The sequence below is a fragment of the Enterococcus sp. AZ091 genome (genome assembly GCF_051714805.1).
In the GTDB taxonomy this organism is placed as follows: Bacteria; Bacillota; Bacilli; order Lactobacillales; family Enterococcaceae; genus Enterococcus_D; species Enterococcus_D gallinarum.
Genome location: NZ_JBIOSO010000001.1, coordinates 1,812,177 through 1,828,884 on the forward strand (window position 1 = coordinate 1,812,177; position 16,708 = coordinate 1,828,884).

General features: G+C 40.5%; 17 protein-coding genes. 15 read left to right on the forward strand and 2 right to left on the reverse strand.

Features of this window, described 5'->3' with window-relative positions:
- Positions 1-74: 74 nt before the first annotated feature.
- From IGJ28_RS09055 to IGJ28_RS09125, 15 genes are all read left to right on the forward strand, one after another.
- Entirely contained in the window at positions 75-881 is an 807-nt protein-coding gene (locus IGJ28_RS09055) for a DUF1803 domain-containing protein (protein ID WP_252711830.1), read from the forward strand.
- Positions 882-1,069: 188 nt separating this feature from the next.
- The gene (locus IGJ28_RS09060; RefSeq protein WP_103299922.1) at positions 1,070-1,513 is read left to right on the forward strand and encodes a hypothetical protein; all 444 of its coding nucleotides are present in this window, start codon (positions 1,070-1,072) and stop codon (positions 1,511-1,513) included.
- A gap of 69 nt (positions 1,514-1,582) precedes the next feature.
- Positions 1,583-1,993: a hypothetical protein gene (locus IGJ28_RS09065; protein ID WP_005472313.1), complete on the forward strand. Its 411-nt coding sequence runs from the start codon at positions 1,583-1,585 to the stop codon at positions 1,991-1,993.
- 304 nt (positions 1,994-2,297) lie between these two features.
- Positions 2,298-4,175, forward strand: coding sequence for a 1,4-alpha-glucan branching protein GlgB (gene glgB, locus IGJ28_RS09070; RefSeq protein WP_029486951.1), 1,878 nt, complete (start codon positions 2,298-2,300; stop codon positions 4,173-4,175).
- A gap of 146 nt (positions 4,176-4,321) precedes the next feature.
- Positions 4,322-5,464 carry a glucose-1-phosphate adenylyltransferase gene (locus IGJ28_RS09075; protein ID WP_252711831.1) on the forward strand — a complete coding sequence of 381 codons (1,143 nt, stop codon included), beginning with the start codon at positions 4,322-4,324 and terminating at the stop codon, positions 5,462-5,464.
- The gene (gene glgD, locus IGJ28_RS09080) at positions 5,454-6,605 is read left to right on the forward strand and encodes a glucose-1-phosphate adenylyltransferase subunit GlgD (protein ID WP_005472316.1); all 1,152 of its coding nucleotides are present in this window, start codon (positions 5,454-5,456) and stop codon (positions 6,603-6,605) included. Before IGJ28_RS09075 ends, glgD begins: the two co-directional genes overlap by 11 nt.
- Positions 6,602-8,032, forward strand: coding sequence for a glycogen synthase GlgA (gene glgA / locus IGJ28_RS09085; protein ID WP_252711832.1), 1,431 nt, complete (start codon positions 6,602-6,604; stop codon positions 8,030-8,032). Before glgD ends, glgA begins: the two co-directional genes overlap by 4 nt.
- Positions 8,033-8,162: 130 nt before the next feature.
- Positions 8,163-10,589, forward strand: coding sequence for a glycogen/starch/alpha-glucan phosphorylase (locus IGJ28_RS09090; protein ID WP_438845335.1), 2,427 nt, complete (start codon positions 8,163-8,165; stop codon positions 10,587-10,589).
- A 102-nt stretch (positions 10,590-10,691) separates the two neighbouring features.
- Positions 10,692-11,453: a hypothetical protein gene (locus IGJ28_RS09095; RefSeq protein ID WP_029486949.1), complete on the forward strand. Its 762-nt coding sequence runs from the start codon at positions 10,692-10,694 to the stop codon at positions 11,451-11,453.
- A 402-nt stretch (positions 11,454-11,855) separates the two neighbouring features.
- Positions 11,856-12,425, forward strand: coding sequence for a DUF2179 domain-containing protein (locus tag IGJ28_RS09100; RefSeq protein WP_252711834.1), 570 nt, complete (start codon positions 11,856-11,858; stop codon positions 12,423-12,425).
- 78 nt (positions 12,426-12,503) lie between these two features.
- Entirely contained in the window at positions 12,504-13,463 is a 960-nt protein-coding gene (locus tag IGJ28_RS09105) for a cation diffusion facilitator family transporter (protein ID WP_003127012.1), read from the forward strand.
- Between the two features lie 73 nt (positions 13,464-13,536).
- Positions 13,537-14,097 carry an elongation factor P gene (gene efp / locus IGJ28_RS09110; RefSeq protein WP_003127013.1) on the forward strand — a complete coding sequence of 187 codons (561 nt, stop codon included), beginning with the start codon at positions 13,537-13,539 and terminating at the stop codon, positions 14,095-14,097.
- 65 nt (positions 14,098-14,162) lie between these two features.
- Positions 14,163-14,531, forward strand: coding sequence for a fluoride efflux transporter CrcB (crcB, locus tag IGJ28_RS09115; protein ID WP_156247308.1), 369 nt, complete (start codon positions 14,163-14,165; stop codon positions 14,529-14,531).
- A gap of 2 nt (positions 14,532-14,533) precedes the next feature.
- On the forward strand, positions 14,534-14,887 hold the full coding sequence (locus IGJ28_RS09120; protein ID WP_005472325.1) for a fluoride efflux transporter FluC: 354 nt from the start codon (positions 14,534-14,536) through the stop codon (positions 14,885-14,887).
- Between the two features lie 13 nt (positions 14,888-14,900).
- Positions 14,901-15,584, forward strand: coding sequence for a hypothetical protein (locus IGJ28_RS09125; protein ID WP_005472327.1), 684 nt, complete (start codon positions 14,901-14,903; stop codon positions 15,582-15,584).
- A gap of 48 nt (positions 15,585-15,632) precedes the next feature.
- Here IGJ28_RS09125 and IGJ28_RS09130 read toward each other — a convergent pair whose 3' ends face one another.
- Together IGJ28_RS09130 and IGJ28_RS09135 are read right to left on the reverse strand one after the other, a co-directional pair.
- Positions 15,633-15,953 (reverse strand): GIY-YIG nuclease family protein, encoded by a 321-nt coding sequence (locus IGJ28_RS09130; protein ID WP_252711835.1) that lies wholly within the window; start codon positions 15,951-15,953, stop codon positions 15,633-15,635.
- Positions 15,943-16,677, reverse strand: a complete 735-nt coding sequence (locus IGJ28_RS09135; protein ID WP_021151099.1) for a tRNA1(Val) (adenine(37)-N6)-methyltransferase — start codon at positions 16,675-16,677, stop codon at positions 15,943-15,945. The genes IGJ28_RS09130 and IGJ28_RS09135 overlap by 11 nt, the downstream gene beginning before the upstream one ends.
- Between the last annotated feature and the right edge of the window lie 31 nt (positions 16,678-16,708).

Consider the following 16,708-nt stretch of genomic DNA (forward strand, 5'->3'; position numbering starts at 1 on the left):
AAGCTTAAGATTGTCCGGCTATTTTTGAATGGGAAGACGGCCCTTCTAGTGGGAATGGAAAGAGAGCGAAAGACATGGAATTTTTTTATAGTAGTCATTATCAAGGAATTCAGAAAATTATTGATTCAGAGTTGTTCTTAAAACTGATTCTTTTCTTGAAAAAACAACAAAAACCACCAATCTTAAGAGAATTAAAACAAAATTTTCCAGAGAAAAATTTTGAAAAAATACTTGATCAGTTGATCGATGCTGGGATCATTAACCGAAAGGATCGTCGCTATCAAGTGGCATTTTCTATCTATTCCACACAAGATCAGCAGAAGAGTCGTGAACGTTGGCAACTACCTAATACGATAATTTCAGAACAGTTGGCGTTCATTTTACAAGCGGAACTCATGAGTGACCAACGCTTTTTCTATGCTTGTGAGGAAGGAGTGGTACAAGGATTCATTTATCGGCTAATCCATGAGTCTTTCCAGCTTATTTCTCTTTCCCAAGAAAAATGGCCGACAACGATTCCCGCTTTTTTTGCAGCAAATCGACAACTACTGTCATTGCCAATCTATCAGAAGCTTTTGTATTTGCTAGGGGATGTTGATGAGGCCTATTACTTGGATCAAATCAGTGTCATCTTTGAACGGGTGGCAAAACAGCGAAAAATCCGGCCAAGTATTTTTCTGACATCCCTCCTAGAAGGAAATATTCTTCAGTCAGAACAGCGTTTTGATCTTCCTGTTGTTGATCCTGCGTTTCTCACTGAGCAGAATGGGTCATCGATGGAAGGATTGTCCGAATTTGATCGGCGTACATTTTTAGCAGATTATCTTGGAAAAACATCTAATCCGCAAACAATTCTCATCACGGAAATGATAAAATTTTAATAAACGTTCAGAAACACAAAAGATAAAAAAGAAAGAATTCGTTAAAACCCTCTTTGGGATAACGTTTTCTTTCTTTTTTTGCATTTTTTTATTATTTGAAAATGATTAGAAAATAACGAGCGTATTAATTGATTGTTCTCATTTGAGGTGGTATGATAACTTTAGAATTTTGAAAGGGGGCGTAAAAATTGGAAGGAATCAAAGCATTTCATACAGAAGTGATTGAAGAAACAAGAAGCAAAGCAGAGATGATCACTTTTGTTTCGATGGCGGAAATTGAGCATGCACGAAAAGAACTTTGCGAAGCCGGTATTGAAGAAAGCCGCTTTTCTGATGGAGAATTAATTTTTGCACTTAAACAAAAAAATGAATGTCAAGCAAATACAATCGTACCAATCGTGATCGACTGGTTGTTAATGAAAAACTATTTATTGACTCCGGCCCAAGCTGTTCGTTTTTTGACGAATAAATTAGGACAGACAGAATCAGTATCTTTGAAAGCATTAGGAGATCTTGAGTTTGACGGGGATGGAAAATACTTTTTGATTGCCTGTCAATCAATGAATAAGCAATATGAAAAAGTGTATAAAGTATATACAGATGGACAAGTGAAAGAACTTTGGCGGGCATGATCCTTTTTAGGATCGAGAGAAAGGTCATGCCTGTCTCTGAATGGATTAATCAAAGGTTGTGAGTCTCAGGTGAAATCAAATCAAAGAATCGTCTTTGCAAGTAGCCATGTGTTTATTTTTATTCTAAGTATGGTGTCGGCACTTTTATTTATTTTAAAAGTTCCTAACACATTTAATGCAAATCAAATTTTTTCAGAGAATATACATTTTTCAGACACAGTCTTTGATGTGGTCACAAGGCTTTTTTTATTGGGCATCTGTAGTTTATATACAACAGTTGCCAGCTTCTGGTCTTTTCGTTCTTGGCCTTATCTTTCAGCCGGAATTGGGATCGCTGCGGTCATAACGGCTTTCCAGATGAAAGTTCAATTCCATCCATTTTTGTTTGCTTTATTTTTGATCGTCGGTTTGTTTCAAGTAAGTGTCGCTTCTTATGTCGCTTTTGTTTCCAAAAAAAGAAGCAGCACTGAAACAGGTTGAACCAATCGTGTTCAAGCTGTTTTTTTTCTGCCTTAAATCTTTTGATTATAAGCAGAGGATCGAAATACAACGAATCAGGAATAGGAATTGGTCTATTCCGGCAATCGCCAAGGCTTTTACGTTACGAGATCTTTAATTTATGCTATTCTACATATAGGAGCAGCAATGCTAAATTAAAGCCATCTGCCCTGAACTATTTTCCCAGTGATCTTCCTAATATTCTGTTTTTAGATGGAAGATTGATTGGCTGAAAAAATAGGGTTGATCTAAGAGGAGGTTTGACATACGAGTGGAAAATGAGCAAATGATTACAGCAGAGAAGCAGTTTACGACCGGTGAAAATTTTTATTCACAGCATCTTTTAGGTGCACATCGTATGAAAGCAGGCTATGTTTTTCGTGTCTGGGCGCCAAATGCGCAAAATGTCTGGCTAGTAGGTGACTTCAATCAATGGGATGACTCTTTGCCGATGACGAAACGCTCCGAATCGGGGATTTGGGAAATTACCACCAATCAGCCTCAAGAAGGACAGCATTATAAATTCAAGGTCAAGCAAGCCGACGGCCGTGAAATCATGAAAATTGATCCATATGCAATTTATTTCGAAGAACGTCCTGGAACGGCTGCTGTCTTGTACACCGTGCCGGCAAAAAAATGGCGTGATGGTTTGTGGCAAGGCCGCAAAAAGCGTCAAAATCAATTTAAACGACCACTTAATATTTATGAAGTCCATGCAAGTTCTTGGAAACACCACGCAGATGGAACCCCTTATCGTTTTTCTGAATTAAAAGATGAACTCATTCCTTACCTCAAACAAATGGGCTACACCCATATTGAATTTATGCCATTGATGGAACATCCATTAGGCACATCGTGGGGTTATCAATTGATTGGCTATTTTGCGCTCAGCGCTTATTACGGCACACCAGAAGAATTTCAAGATTTTGTTGAAGCCTGTCACTTGGAAAATATCGGTGTCCTAGTTGACTGGGTGCCGGGCCATTTTTGTGTCAATGATGATTGTTTGGCTTACTATGATGGAACGCCGACATTTGAATATCAAGATGCCGATCGTGCAAAAAATGTTCGTTGGGGAGCAATCAATTTTGATTTAGGCAAACCACAAGTACAAAGTTTCTTGCTATCCAGTGCCCTTTTTTGGATCGAATTTTATCACATCGATGGGATTCGCGTGGATGCGGTTTCGAACATGATCTACCGAGACTACGACCAGGGTGTTTGGCAACCAAATCATGAGGGGGGCAATCGAAATTATGAAGGTTATTACTTCTTGCAGAAACTAAATGCAGTCGTGAAACTGGCGCATCCAGAAGTGATGATGATCGCTGAAGAAAGTACCTCAGAAACGAAAGTTACAGGCCTGATTGAAGAAGGGGCTCTTGGATTTGATTACAAATGGAATCTGGGCTGGATGAACGATGTCCTGCGTTTTTACCAAATGGATCCAATCTTCCGTAAGGACCATTTGAGTTTGTTGTCGTTCTCATTCATGTACCGCATGAATGAGAACTATATATTACCCCTTTCCCATGACGAAGTCGTCCATGGCAAACGTAGCTTAATGCACAAAATGTGGGGAGATCGTTACAAGCAATTTTCACAATTAAGAAATTTGTATACCTACATGATGACCCATCCAGGGAAGAAACTGCTGTTTATGGGCAGTGAGTGGGGACAATTTTTGGAATGGAAATATGATCACGGGCTTGAATGGGTCGATTTATCAGATGAACTAAATCAGCGTATGCAGCAATTTACAAAGACACTAAATGAACTGTATAAACAGGAGCGCTCATTGTGGGAAATCGAAGATAAAGAAGAATCGCTGGTAGTCATTGATGCTGATAACTTAGCGGAAACAACATTGACCTATTTGCGACAAGGTAAAACCAAAAAAGATTTCGTGATCGTTGTATTGAATTTGACACCTGTTGAACGCCACGATTTCGCCATTGGCGTTCCGTATGAAGGGACCTACCGTGAAGTATTGAATACCGAACGCGATAGTTTTGGCGGGACTTGGACCCAGAATAATCAAGACCAACAAACAGAAGCGATTCCATTCAAAGAATATCCTTATCAAATCAAAACAATTTTGCCAGCACTTGGGGCATTGATTATAAAACCAGAAAAGATTCAAATCAAACGCAGGAAAAAATGAAAGGGGGGAGGAGCTGGCTCGAAAGTCCAATCGAAGTGACAACGTGAAAGGTGATATCGAAAAGAAGGCTTTTTGAAAGAAAAGCATTCATATCGAAAATAACACCGGCATCGTGAAAGAGATTGGCTTTTTAGCGGCTCAAGAAAATGAAAACAGAGATGTTAGCGATGATCCTCGCAGGAGGACAAGGCACACGTTTAGGGAAGTTGACCAAAAATATTGCGAAACCTGCAGTACCTTTTGGTGGTCGGTATCGTATTATCGATTTTACATTAAGTAATTGTGTCAATTCAGGGATTAAGAATGTTGGTGTGGTGACACAGTATCAACCTTTGGCATTGAACAGTCACATTGGAAACGGATCAAGTTGGGGGTTAGATGGTATCAATACCGGAGTGACGATTTTACAACCCTACTCAAATTCTGAAGGTGGAAAATGGTTTGAAGGAACAGCTCATGCGATCTATCAGAACATTGCCTACATTGATGAAATGGACCCTCAATATGTATTAGTATTATCCGGTGACCATATCTACAAGATGGATTACGAAGAAATGCTGGAAAAACACAAAGAAAACGATGCGTCTCTTACTGTTGCAGTGCTAGAAGTGCCAATGAAAGACGCTTCCCGCTTTGGTATCATGAACACAGATAAAAATGACCGGATCATTGAATTTGATGAAAAACCAGCAGAGCCAAAAAGTAACTTAGCTTCAATGGGAATCTATATCTTTGACTGGGCTCGCTTACGCAGCGTACTGTTAAGCAATTATACAAAAGACGGCGAAATGGTCGACTTTGGGAAACACGTGATTCCATCTTACTTGGAAAGTGGCGACAATGTATTTGCTTATCGTTTTTCAGGCTATTGGAAAGACGTGGGTACCATTGATTCTCTTTGGGAAGCTAATATGGAATTTATCGATCCAAAGATGGAACTGGGAATCCGTGATAAAAATTGGCAAGTCTTTTCAAAAAATCCGATTGCTCCTCCTCATTTCATTACAGAAACAGGTTCTGCAAAAAATTCGTTGATCATGGATGGTTGCTATGTTGCTGGAGATATTGAACATAGTATTTTATCAGAAAATGTTCAAGTCAAAGAAGGAACCAAGATCACAGATAGTGTGGTCATGCCTGGAGCAGTCATTGGGAAAAATGTAACACTAAAACGCGCGATCATTGGAGAAAATGCAGTGATCGGTGATGATGCAGTCATAGACGGAACAGATGAAATTGCTGTTGTTGGTTATTCTGAAGTGATAGGAGTGACGATTGATGAGAACTAATAAAATGTGTGCCATTTTAGGCAATCTGCACCGCTACAAAGAACTGATGCCCTTAACGGAAAGTCGTCCGTTGTCGACGCTATTGTTTGATTGTAAATATCGTTTGCTTGATTTCAACTTGTCAAGTATTGAAAATGCAAATATCAAACAAGTGTATATGATTTTTAATGAAGGAGAAACACAATCCGTATTTGACCATATCGGTGGCGGGAAAGAATGGAATCTAGATGGTGTTCAAAACCGTTTCTTCATTCATTTGTTCCAAGACTCATTAAAACAGCAAGCTGCTGGTCAAGAGTATTACTATAACGTGATCGATTATTTGGAAAAATCTAAATCAGAGCATACGGTTTATATGGGCAGCAATATTTTGTGCAACATCGATTTGCGGGCGTTGCTGAAAATCCACCAGTTACAGAATAAAGAAATGACGGTCGTTTATAAACGAATCAGCAGTGATAACGTAAGTGACAACGACTTGATCTTTTCAGTTGACGAAGAAGGCCATTTGAATGAAGCTGTCCAAGCGAAGAAATGCGAGACAGAAAGTATGGTCAATCTTTGTACTGATATCTTCATCATCAAAACAGACCGCCTGATCCAAGCTTTAAAAGAAGGACAAGCTGTAGGAGCTACTCCAGACCTAGGTCGTTTCTTGCGGGAACGAATCTCTATCGAAAATACTAGCTTGTATGAATATACTGGTTATTTAAGCAATATTTATGATATTCAATCCTATTACCAAACCAACATGGACATGTTAGATGTCCACAAATTTACCTCATTGCTTTACTCAAATCAAAAGATCTACACCAAGCTGAAGAATGAAGTGCCAACCTATTACGCTGAGACTTCGGATGTCAAAAATAGTCACTTTGCTTCTGGTTGTATCGTAGAAGGATCTGTCGAACGGTCACTTGTTGCCCGCAGAACAACGATTCATCCGAATGCCCATGTCAAAGACACGATCATTTTTGGGAATAATGAAATCAAGGAAGGTGCTGAAGTTTCCTATGCTATTCTCGATAAAAATGTTGTGATCGCAGAAGGTGTCAAAGTTAGAGGAACCAGTGACGCACCGATCGTCGTCAAAAAAAATACCCATGTCACTGAAGATCTAATTGGAGGAGCAACGGCATGAAGGTACTATTTGCCGCAGCAGAATGTGCGCCATTTTTCAAGACAGGTGGACTAGGGGATGTCGTGGGTGCATTGCCTAAAGAACTTGTCAAAAAAGGGGTAGAAACAGTCGTGGTTCTGCCATTCTTTACTAAAATGTCAGCCGACTATCAAGAACAGCTGGAAGATTGTTTTTCATTTGAAGTCAATGTGGGTTGGCGTAAGCAATATTGTGGGTTGAAGAAACTAGTTCTCAATCGTGTTACCTACTATCTTATCGATAATCTGTACTATTTTGGTCGTGATAATTTATACGATTATTATGATGATGGCGAACGTTTTGCCTTCTTTCAACTAGCAACTATCGAAATGATGGAGAGAATCGATTTTATTCCTGACGTGATTCATGTGAATGATTACCATACAGCAATGATTCCTTTTCTTCTGAAAGAAAAATATCATTGGATCAATGCTTATCAGAATATCCGCACCGTTTTGACGATTCATAACATTGGCTTTCAAGGATGGTACAGCAAAGATATTTTACCGGACTTGTTTGGCATGGGGACAGAGCGTTACGATGACGGGACATTACGTTTAAACGACTGTTTGAATTTCATGAAAGCAGGTATTTTATACGCAGATCGTATCACAACAGTCAGTCCTTCTTATAGTGAGGAAATCAAAACACCAGAATTTGGTTGCGGACTTGAAGTCATTCTAAGAATGGAATCTGGGAAACTGCAAGGAATATTGAACGGAATCGATTATGAAACCAACGATCCCGCAACAGATCCATTGCTGCCCTATCATTTTACTTCCGATGAAATGTCCGGTAAAGCTGCAAACAAGCAAGAATTGCAAAAGATGCTGGGGCTGCCAGCGCGTGATGTTCCTCTTATCACAGTGGTCAGCCGCTTGACTACACAAAAAGGCTTTCATCTTGTAATGCCAGAAATGGAAAACTTATTGCAATTTGATGTTCAATTTGCGCTGTTAGGAACGGGAGAACCGGAATTTGAAGAAGGATTCCGTTACTTTGCTGCAAAATATCCAGAAAAATGTGCTGCGGTGATTTCTTTTGATATTGGACTGGCGCAAAAAATGTATGCCGGAGCGGATCTGTTCTTGATGCCTTCTGCTTTTGAACCTTGCGGGCTTTCACAAATGATCGCCATGCGTTACGGGACATTGCCAGTCGTGCATGAGATTGGCGGTCTAAAAGATACGGTAGATTCATACAATCCAATCACTCATCAAGGCACCGGATTTGGTTTCCAAGAGTTCACGTCATTTTATTTGATGAATGCAGTGAAACAAGGAATCCTGCTTTATCAAGACGACCAGCAGACGTGGAAATCTTTGCAAGCACAAGCCATGAATAAAGATTTTAGCTGGGACATTAGTTCCAATCAATATATTGATCTCTACCAAGCGATCAAAGTATAATCAAGTATAAGACAGAAGTATTCATTAGTCTGAAAGTAGAGCGGGTTTGACAGAACGACCTAGCGACAAGGGCGATTGGTGCTTCTGTCCTTTTTCATACAAATTGATAGTCATAAAGGAGTGAATTGTAATGGAGAAAGCTACCTTGCAAGAATTATTAGAAACCCGGTTGAAAGATATTTTTTCGATCGAGATCGCAGAAGCTTCACCGCAAGAATTGTTTTTAGCTTTAGCTAACGTGGTCAAGAGCTGCTACGCGAATGATTGGAGCCAGACACGAAAAAATCTGCTCGTTGAACAGCAGAAACAGGCGTATTATTTCTCAATCGAATTTTTACCTGGAAAACTGTTGAAAAGTAATCTACTAAATTTAGGGTTGCTGGATACTGCGGAAGAGCTCTTCGAAGAGTTATCCTTTTCATTAGACGAAGTTGCTGAAGTTGAAAAAGATATGGCATTAGGAAATGGTGGACTAGGACGATTAGCTTCTTGTTTCATGGATTCTTTGGCTTCATTAGGGTTGCCAGGAAATGGGAACGGCATCCGTTATAATTATGGCCTTTTTAAACAAAAGTTTGTAGATGGGCATCAAGTAGAGCTGCCTGACGACTGGTTACGTTCCGGAAATGTCTGGGAGGTTCGAAAGGAGAGTAAAGCCGTGGATATTCAATATGGCGGCGAAGTGTACTTGATTGAAGACGAGAATGGGCGGCTGCGTCCTGAACGGCATGGTGGGTATGTCTGGCGTGCGGTTCCTTATGATACCGGAATGGTTGGCTATCAAAATGATATGATCAATACATTACGTTTGTGGAGCGTTGAGGTTCCTGCAGCGGAAGAAGCCAACTATGCAACCATTGAATCTCGTCGTTCTCTAGAAGATCTGACCGCTGTCTTGTATCCAGATGATTCTAATGAACGAGGCAAGAAGACTCGACTTATGCAAGAATATTTCTTTGTCTCAGCAGGCATTCAAAGTATTGTTCGCTACTATTTAAAATTGAATCATCCGCTAACGATGATGAGTGAAAAAATTGCTATCCATATCAATGATACCCACCCTGCATTATGTGTATCCGAATTGATGCGGTTATTGTTAGATGATCATGATTTGCCATGGGAACAAGCATGGGCAATCACAGTGAAAGTCATGAGCTATACCAACCATACGATTATGGCTGAAGCTTTAGAAAAATGGCCGATTGATCTATTCAAAGAAGTTATTCCTCGGAATTACCAAATCATTGAAGAAATCGATCGTCGTTATCTTGAAGAGTATGCAGAGGTTCACGAAGCTGCCCTTCTTAATCGGACGCGTATTATTATTGATGGCCAAGTCCATATGGCGCATTTAGCGATTATTGGCAGCCATAGTGTCAATGGTGTCGCAAAGCTCCATTCTGATCTGTTGAAATCCGTTGTCCTACATGATTTTTATTTGATATTCCCAGAACGTTTCAATAATAAAACCAATGGGATCGCACAACGTCGTTGGATGCAGTTAGCCAATCAACCTTTATCAAAGGTGCTTGATATGACTATCGGCAAAAGTTGGCGCCATAACCCACAAGACTTGCAATTATTGAAAAATTACCAAGAAGATCCAACAGTATTGCAACGTCTAGCAGATGCAAAACTGACCAACAAACAAGCGTTAGCTGAATATATTCAGCAGACAACCGAGATCGAAGTTGATCCAACCGCGATATTTGATGTCCAAATCAAGCGGCTCCATGCGTATAAACGACAATTGCTGAATGTGATGCATATTTTGAAACTTTACTTTGACTTGAAAGATGACCCTCAAGCACCGATTCATCCGCGGGTATTTATTTTTGGAGCGAAGGCCGCACCTAGTTATCATTATGCGAAAGCCATTATTAAAGTGATCAATGAAGTAGCTAACCTGATCAATCATGATCCGACAATCAATGATAAGCTGAAAGTCGTCTTTTTGGAAAACTACAATGTCACATTGGCTGAGCGGATCATTTCCGCAGCAGATGTCAGTGAGCAAATTTCCTTAGCATCAAAAGAAGCTTCCGGTACTAGCAACATGAAGCTGATGTTGAATGGGGCAGTCACGATCGCGACATTGGATGGTGCGAACATTGAGATTCGAGATGCAATCGGAGATGAGAACATTGCCATTTTTGGATTAACAGAAGAAGAGGTCTATGCTTATTATGCCCAACAAAACTATTCTGCGTATGCGTTTTATGAAGAAGATCCTGTGCTGCAACGAGTTGTGAATGCATTTATTGACGGAACGATCCCAAATATAGAAAGAGAAGGTCGGGAAGTGTTTGATTCACTGTTAAAATATAATGATGAATACTTCTTGTTGAAAGACTTCAAATCTTATTGCGATGCCCAATATCGCGTGGATTTAGCTTATAAAGACCAACAGCGCTGGCAAGCGATCAGCTTGATGAATATTGCGAATGCCGGCAAATTTTCCGCAGATTATACGGTTCAAAATTATGCTGATGACATTTGGCAGATCGAACCATTGTATGCACATGTCAAAGAGCCAAATTCAGCTAGTCTGACGTAATAATCTATTGCATTTGGTCATTGAATATTCCCAAAAGGCACCACAGCTTTCGTGAATTATTCACTGAAATATGATATGATTATAAAAAATCGCAACCAGAGGATGAGTGAATTGGCAAATTATTTAGATGTGAAACGCAAACATTTCCGTTTTCCAGCATATGATGATCAAGAAGGTGTAAAGCTGCAGTCCGAACACAAGGAAGTTTTCAGTCAGTCTGATGATTGGATTTTGACAGAAATCAAGGATCAACCTAGCACGAGCAGCAAAGAAAAGGATTCTGCTCACTCATTGCGTCGGAAAGTTCCTTCCAGTCACCCCAATTACGGTCATAGTGTGCGGCAAAAAGAAGAATTAGCGCAACATCGGGCAAATTTACCAAGCTATGGAAAACGACCTTTGCAGGAAAGTACACCTACCGGCAAAACAAATCTTTTTGGCAATGATCAACGACGTGCTTCTTATAAAGTGACGAGTAAAGCAGAACGGGCTGAAACGCCAACACCGACCAAGAAAGAGTATTCTGGGCGATCTTATTTTGTTCCCAAATACATTCCTGCATCGATCATCCCTGAGCAAGAAAAAGAAGAGATCACTTCACAAGAACTGATGGATTCAATGGAGAAACCCCGCGAATCCTATTTGCTCTTTGATACTGAGCCAGCAGCCTACCAAGTAAAAGAAGGCGATGATCCCACGGTCAGAAAGTTCAATCGACCGCAATCTGTAGGCATGACACGGCGGGAATTTCGCGGCATGAACAAAAAAAACGGCGATAAGCGAGCTGTTTTGGATCGTTCCTTAGAAGGAATGATCGAAGAGGGGCAGTCAGAAAGCAATAAAAATGGCTACTTTCGCTCTTGATGAGTAGGACAACTGAAATAAGCAAAGGCACTCGTGAGAATCTCTCGCTCAACAAGCAGTTGGGAGTTATTCGTTAATAAAACAAGGATAATGATTTAAACAACAAAGAAAGCAACTATCTGAATTGTAGATGAAGCTGTGGCGCTAGCTTGCTGGATGAAGTAAGCTGACAAAACCAGTCGCTATCATCTGTGATTTGGATAGTTGTTTTGTGCTTCAGAATACCGCTAGTCTTTTCAAAAAATATCAAGAAAGCTGAAGCGACAATTTCCGTTAAAGAAGCGGCAGCTGTCCTCCTTGTTTTTATTTGTTGAAAGAAAACGGTGACTAACAGATGGCAACTTCTCAATTATTTTCACTTTTGAGAAGCATTTGCTATTCTTAAAATAGGAGGGATACGGGATGGAAATTGATTTGCAAATGTTAGCGATGATCTTCTTTATCAATATGGCTTATGTCACATTGAATACAATTCGTTTTTTATTGACGATGAAAGGGTATTGGCTGATTGCACCGCTGGTCAGTATGGTCGAGATCACGATTTATATATTAGGATTGTCGATGGTATTGGATCGCTTAGACAATCCATTGAACCTACTGTTTTATGCATTAGGTTACGCCGCAGGAGTTAGTGTTGGAATCAAAATCGAAGATCAGCTAGCTCTAGGCTATACGATGGTCACGGTGATTTTACCGACGAATACAGATGAAGAAAAGAATTTGCCAAAAATTTTACGCCAAGAAGGATATGGTGTTACTCAAAGTTATGGAGAAGGATTAGAAGGTCCGCGATTGATCCTTGAAATTCTCTCACAACGCAAAAGCGAGAAGAAACTGTTTCAAAAAATCAAACAAATCGAAGAACGGGCCTTTATCATTAGCTATGAGCCCAAATATATTTCTGGCGGCTTTTGGACGAAGAAAATCAGTCGGAGAGAAGCTCGGGTCAAAAAAGAACAAAAAAAGGAATAGCTCTTTTTCTCTCCTGTGCGAGGGTCCTTTTTTGAGATATAATAGGCAAGAATTTGGTTTGGAAGGAAGCGAATTTGAATGGAAAAACAAGCAAACGGCATGATGGCGGTGATAGCAGCACTCATCTCGAATATTTTAGTTGCCATCAGCAAGTTTGTCGGCTACGCATTGAGCGGCAGTGCGGCGATGTTGAATGAAAGTATTCACAGCGTGGTCGATTGCAGCAATCAAATCTTTCTGTTGATCGGTGATAAACGAGCAACGAAAGGGCAAAGTGAACTTCACCAATTTGGCGAAGGACGCGCGAAATACTTCTTTAGTACGATCGTAGCGATGATGCTGTTTTTTGGTGGGGGCGCTCTAGGTGTAATGGAAGCTTTTGAAAAGCTGCTGCATCCTGCTCATGAAGTTGGTAATACTTGGCTAGTGATTGGTATTTTGCTTTTCGGTTTAGTTGTAGAAGGTAGTTCTTTGTGGATCGCGATCAAAGAAATTCGGACCTTGAACGTAGAAAAGCAGCCTATTTATCGTTTTTTGAAAGAAAGTCGCCATAGTGAGATCTTGATTATCTTTACCGAAGACTTTTGTGCAGTGATTGGCTTGATGTTGGCAATGGGTGGAACGATCTTGACAATGGTCACTGGCAATGCGTTTTTTGATGCTTTCAGTGGCTTGCTGATCGGTATTTTGTTGATGATTGCTGCTATCTTTTTGGCACGAGAATTTTACAGTTTATTGATTGGCGAAAGCGTGACGAAAAGAGATCTTGTACTGATCAAAGAAGCCTTTGATCGTCCAGATGTCGATCGATTATTGGATATCAAAACCGTTCATTTAGGTCCTGCGGAAATCTTAGTCGCTGCCAAAATTGATATCACAGCAAAACAAGAGGAGATCGGTTATCAAATCATTAACGAGATCGAAGCAAAGATCCGCAGCTTCATGCCGGATAAAAAAATGTATATTTATATTGAAACGGATGAGTATGATCCTCATTATATGGAGAAACGGCGAAAACTTGTCCGATCACAAGACTGATTTTTGTAGAACAAAGCCAGTTTTTTTGATACAATAGACAAGGATTATCTAAGACGAAGGAGAATAAACCATTATGATCAATGCAAGTGATTTAAGAGCAGGAATGACATTCGTGCAAGACGGCAAACTAATCAAGGTATTAGAAGCCAGCCATCACAAACCTGGTAAAGGGAATACAGTCATGCGTATGAAATTGCGCGATGTTCGTTCAGGTTCAACTTATGATACAACATTCCGTCCAGAAGAAAAATTTGAAAAAGCTCATATTGATACGAAAGCTGTTCAATATTTGTATACAATGGACGATACAGCGTTCTTCATGGACTTGGAAACCTATGAACAATATGAAATTCCGGTTGAAGTTGTAGAAGAAGAAATGAAATACATTCTGGAAAACATGGAAGTGAAGATCCAATTCTTCGGCAGTGAAGTGATTGGGGTTCAATTACCATCATCAGTCATCTTGAAAGTTGTTGAAACACAACCGTCGATCAAAGGTGCGACTGTGACTGGCTCAGGTAAACCAGCAACGATGGAAACAGGTTTGGTCGTCAACGTACCTGACTTTATCGAAGAAGGCGAATCTCTAGAAATCAATACTTCTGAAGGTACGTACATCAAACGCGCGAAATAATCATTTTCTAGAAGAGCCAAGGTTTTATGAACTTGGTTCTTTTTCTTTTAGAAAGAAGGATCAACATGAATGTACTTGTTGTGGCATTTTTTGCATTTTTTGGCGGCATGGCACGCTATTTTCTTGCTTCGGAATTGCCGTCTTGGGGCATCTTCCCTTTAGGCACATTACTGGCTAATTTTATTGGCTGTTTTATTTTTAGCTTTTTAGTCAAGCAGATCATGACGAAAAGACAATTGAATGGACGTTTGATCTTGGGCATGGGGACCGGATTTTGCGGTGCTTTGACGACTTTTTCATCCTTTGCACTTGACACGGTGCAGTTGCTGCAAAAGCAAGCCTATGGGTTAGCGGCGGGGTATTTGATCCTGTCGATTTGCGGCGGGTTATTTTTTGTCTGGTTAGGCGAAGCCCTCGTTAGAAAGCAGGTGTAAGTATGGCATATATCGTTGTAGGAATTGGTGCAGCCATGGGCGCTGTCCTGCGTTATGGTATCAATCGTTATTTTGAACGAAGACCACATCCTTTCCCCAAAGCCACTTTGCTGATTAATTTATCTGGTGCGTTGATACTAGGGATTCTTGCCGGTCTTCAGATTGATCAACACTTGTATCTTTTGCTTGGAACAGGGATCATGGGCGGTTATACTACTTTTTCAACAATGACGATTGAATTATTTACATTGCTAAAGACCAATCGCCAGTACTTTTATCTTTATTTTTTCAGTACGTACATTGTAGGATTGACGGCTAGTTTTATTGGGTTGATGATAGGTGCTTATTTGAACTGAAAAGGAGTAGACGATGATTGCATTCATGTCAGCAGAAATGTGGCTTAAAAGTGAGTTTTTTTATTATTCAATCGTTCCGGTTTTATTAGTCGTTGGATTAGTGGCGCTTTTACTTTTGCTGATCCTTTTGTTGTATCGGGAGAACCGGCGGCAGGGTTTGATCTGGCTGCCTGTCGTAGTTTTGTTGCTTTGCGGCGGCGGTTTCTTGTTAGGAGATCATTTTTTTCACGACTTTAAAAATGACAATGCACAAATTACGCCAAATATCCGCGATCGGGAAAAACGCTTTATCGGATATAAATATTATGATCAGAGCACGTTGGCGGCTTATCAGCGAATCCAAAGTGAAGCCATTCCTTCTCTGGGGATCTATCAAGCAGAACCGGTTAGCCGAGAAATCCAATTTCTGGGTATTGCGCACAACTCTGTGTATTTCAAACTAGGAGAACAGTATTACTATTTGCGCCAAGAGCCAATCTTTGCGAAACAAGAACAAGCTGAGCTGCAAGGTGTCCAATACCATCTGATTGAGTCCGCTTTTGCAGACATCGGTTTTTTTACAGAAACAAACAATTATTTAACAGCCATCGTTTTGCCTGAGAGCAAAAAAGAGTTAGTCTATGAATCCATTGATGGGATCTTGCCAAAAGAGTTTGGTAAAAGTCAAACAGCTTGGGCAGTCCCTGGAAACCAATAAAAAATGTCATTACATGAGACAAAAGGATAGGTGAATCATCCGATTCATCTATCCTTTTGTGATGTCTTTACTTCCCTTTGAAGATTGAGCATTCAAAACATTTTTTTCTTTCTGTTCAGTCAGATAACGTTCTTTGTGTTTGCGCACCAGTTTTTTAAAGGCAGCTTCCGCTTTTATGGCTTCACTACGGGTAGCAAAGCTTTCCGCATGGATCATTTGTAAGGGGCGACGACTAGCTGGATGAGTGTACTTTGCTCCAATGCCTTGATTGTGTTGATGCAGGCGGCGTATCAAATCTGTGGTATAACCACCGTAAAAGGTATTGTCTTTACAGAGCAATACATAGAAGTAATGCGTATCAGCTGCCATAAAGCATCCGACTCACTTCCTCACTGTAGCTCCCATCCGCATGATAAGTGATCAGCGGTGAGGCAATCTTGAAACCATCAGCTTTACCATCCTTGATGCCCTCGATCAATAGGATATTCGCGTCTTTCCCTGCTTTGGGATAGACGAAACGGACACGTTTGGGGGCGATCCGATATTTTCTCATGCAGTCTAAAATATCCAAAAAACGATCAGGTCGGTGAACCATAGCAAAGCGCCCATTCATTTTCAGCGCTTTACTGGCTGTGTGGACCACCTCGTCTAATGTGGTCTCGATTTCATGGCGAGCAATCGCCAGATAAGGATTGGGATTTTTAACAGCAGTGGGAACATTTTTGAAATAGGGCGGATTACAGACCAAAAGATCCACCGAATCCGGTTTGATTTTGGTAAAGATGTTCTTTAAATCCATTGGGTAAACCGTTATTTGTTCCTCAAGCCCATTCAAGCTTACACTGCGTTGGGCCATATCAGCCAGCCGATCCTGCAGCTCGATCTGGTAAATATGAGCCGAAGTTTTACGGCTGATAAACAAGCCGACTGCACCATTTCCAGCACACAGATCAACGATTCGTCCCCGTTTGGGAATCGTTGGGAAGTTAGCTAGCAAAACGGCATCGAGGGAGAAAGAAAAGACCTCGCTGCTTTGGATGATTTTGATATCTTCCGCATATAATTGATCTATGCGTTCGTTTGATTGCAACATGAAAGCATACTCCTGTTCTAATTCATTTCCT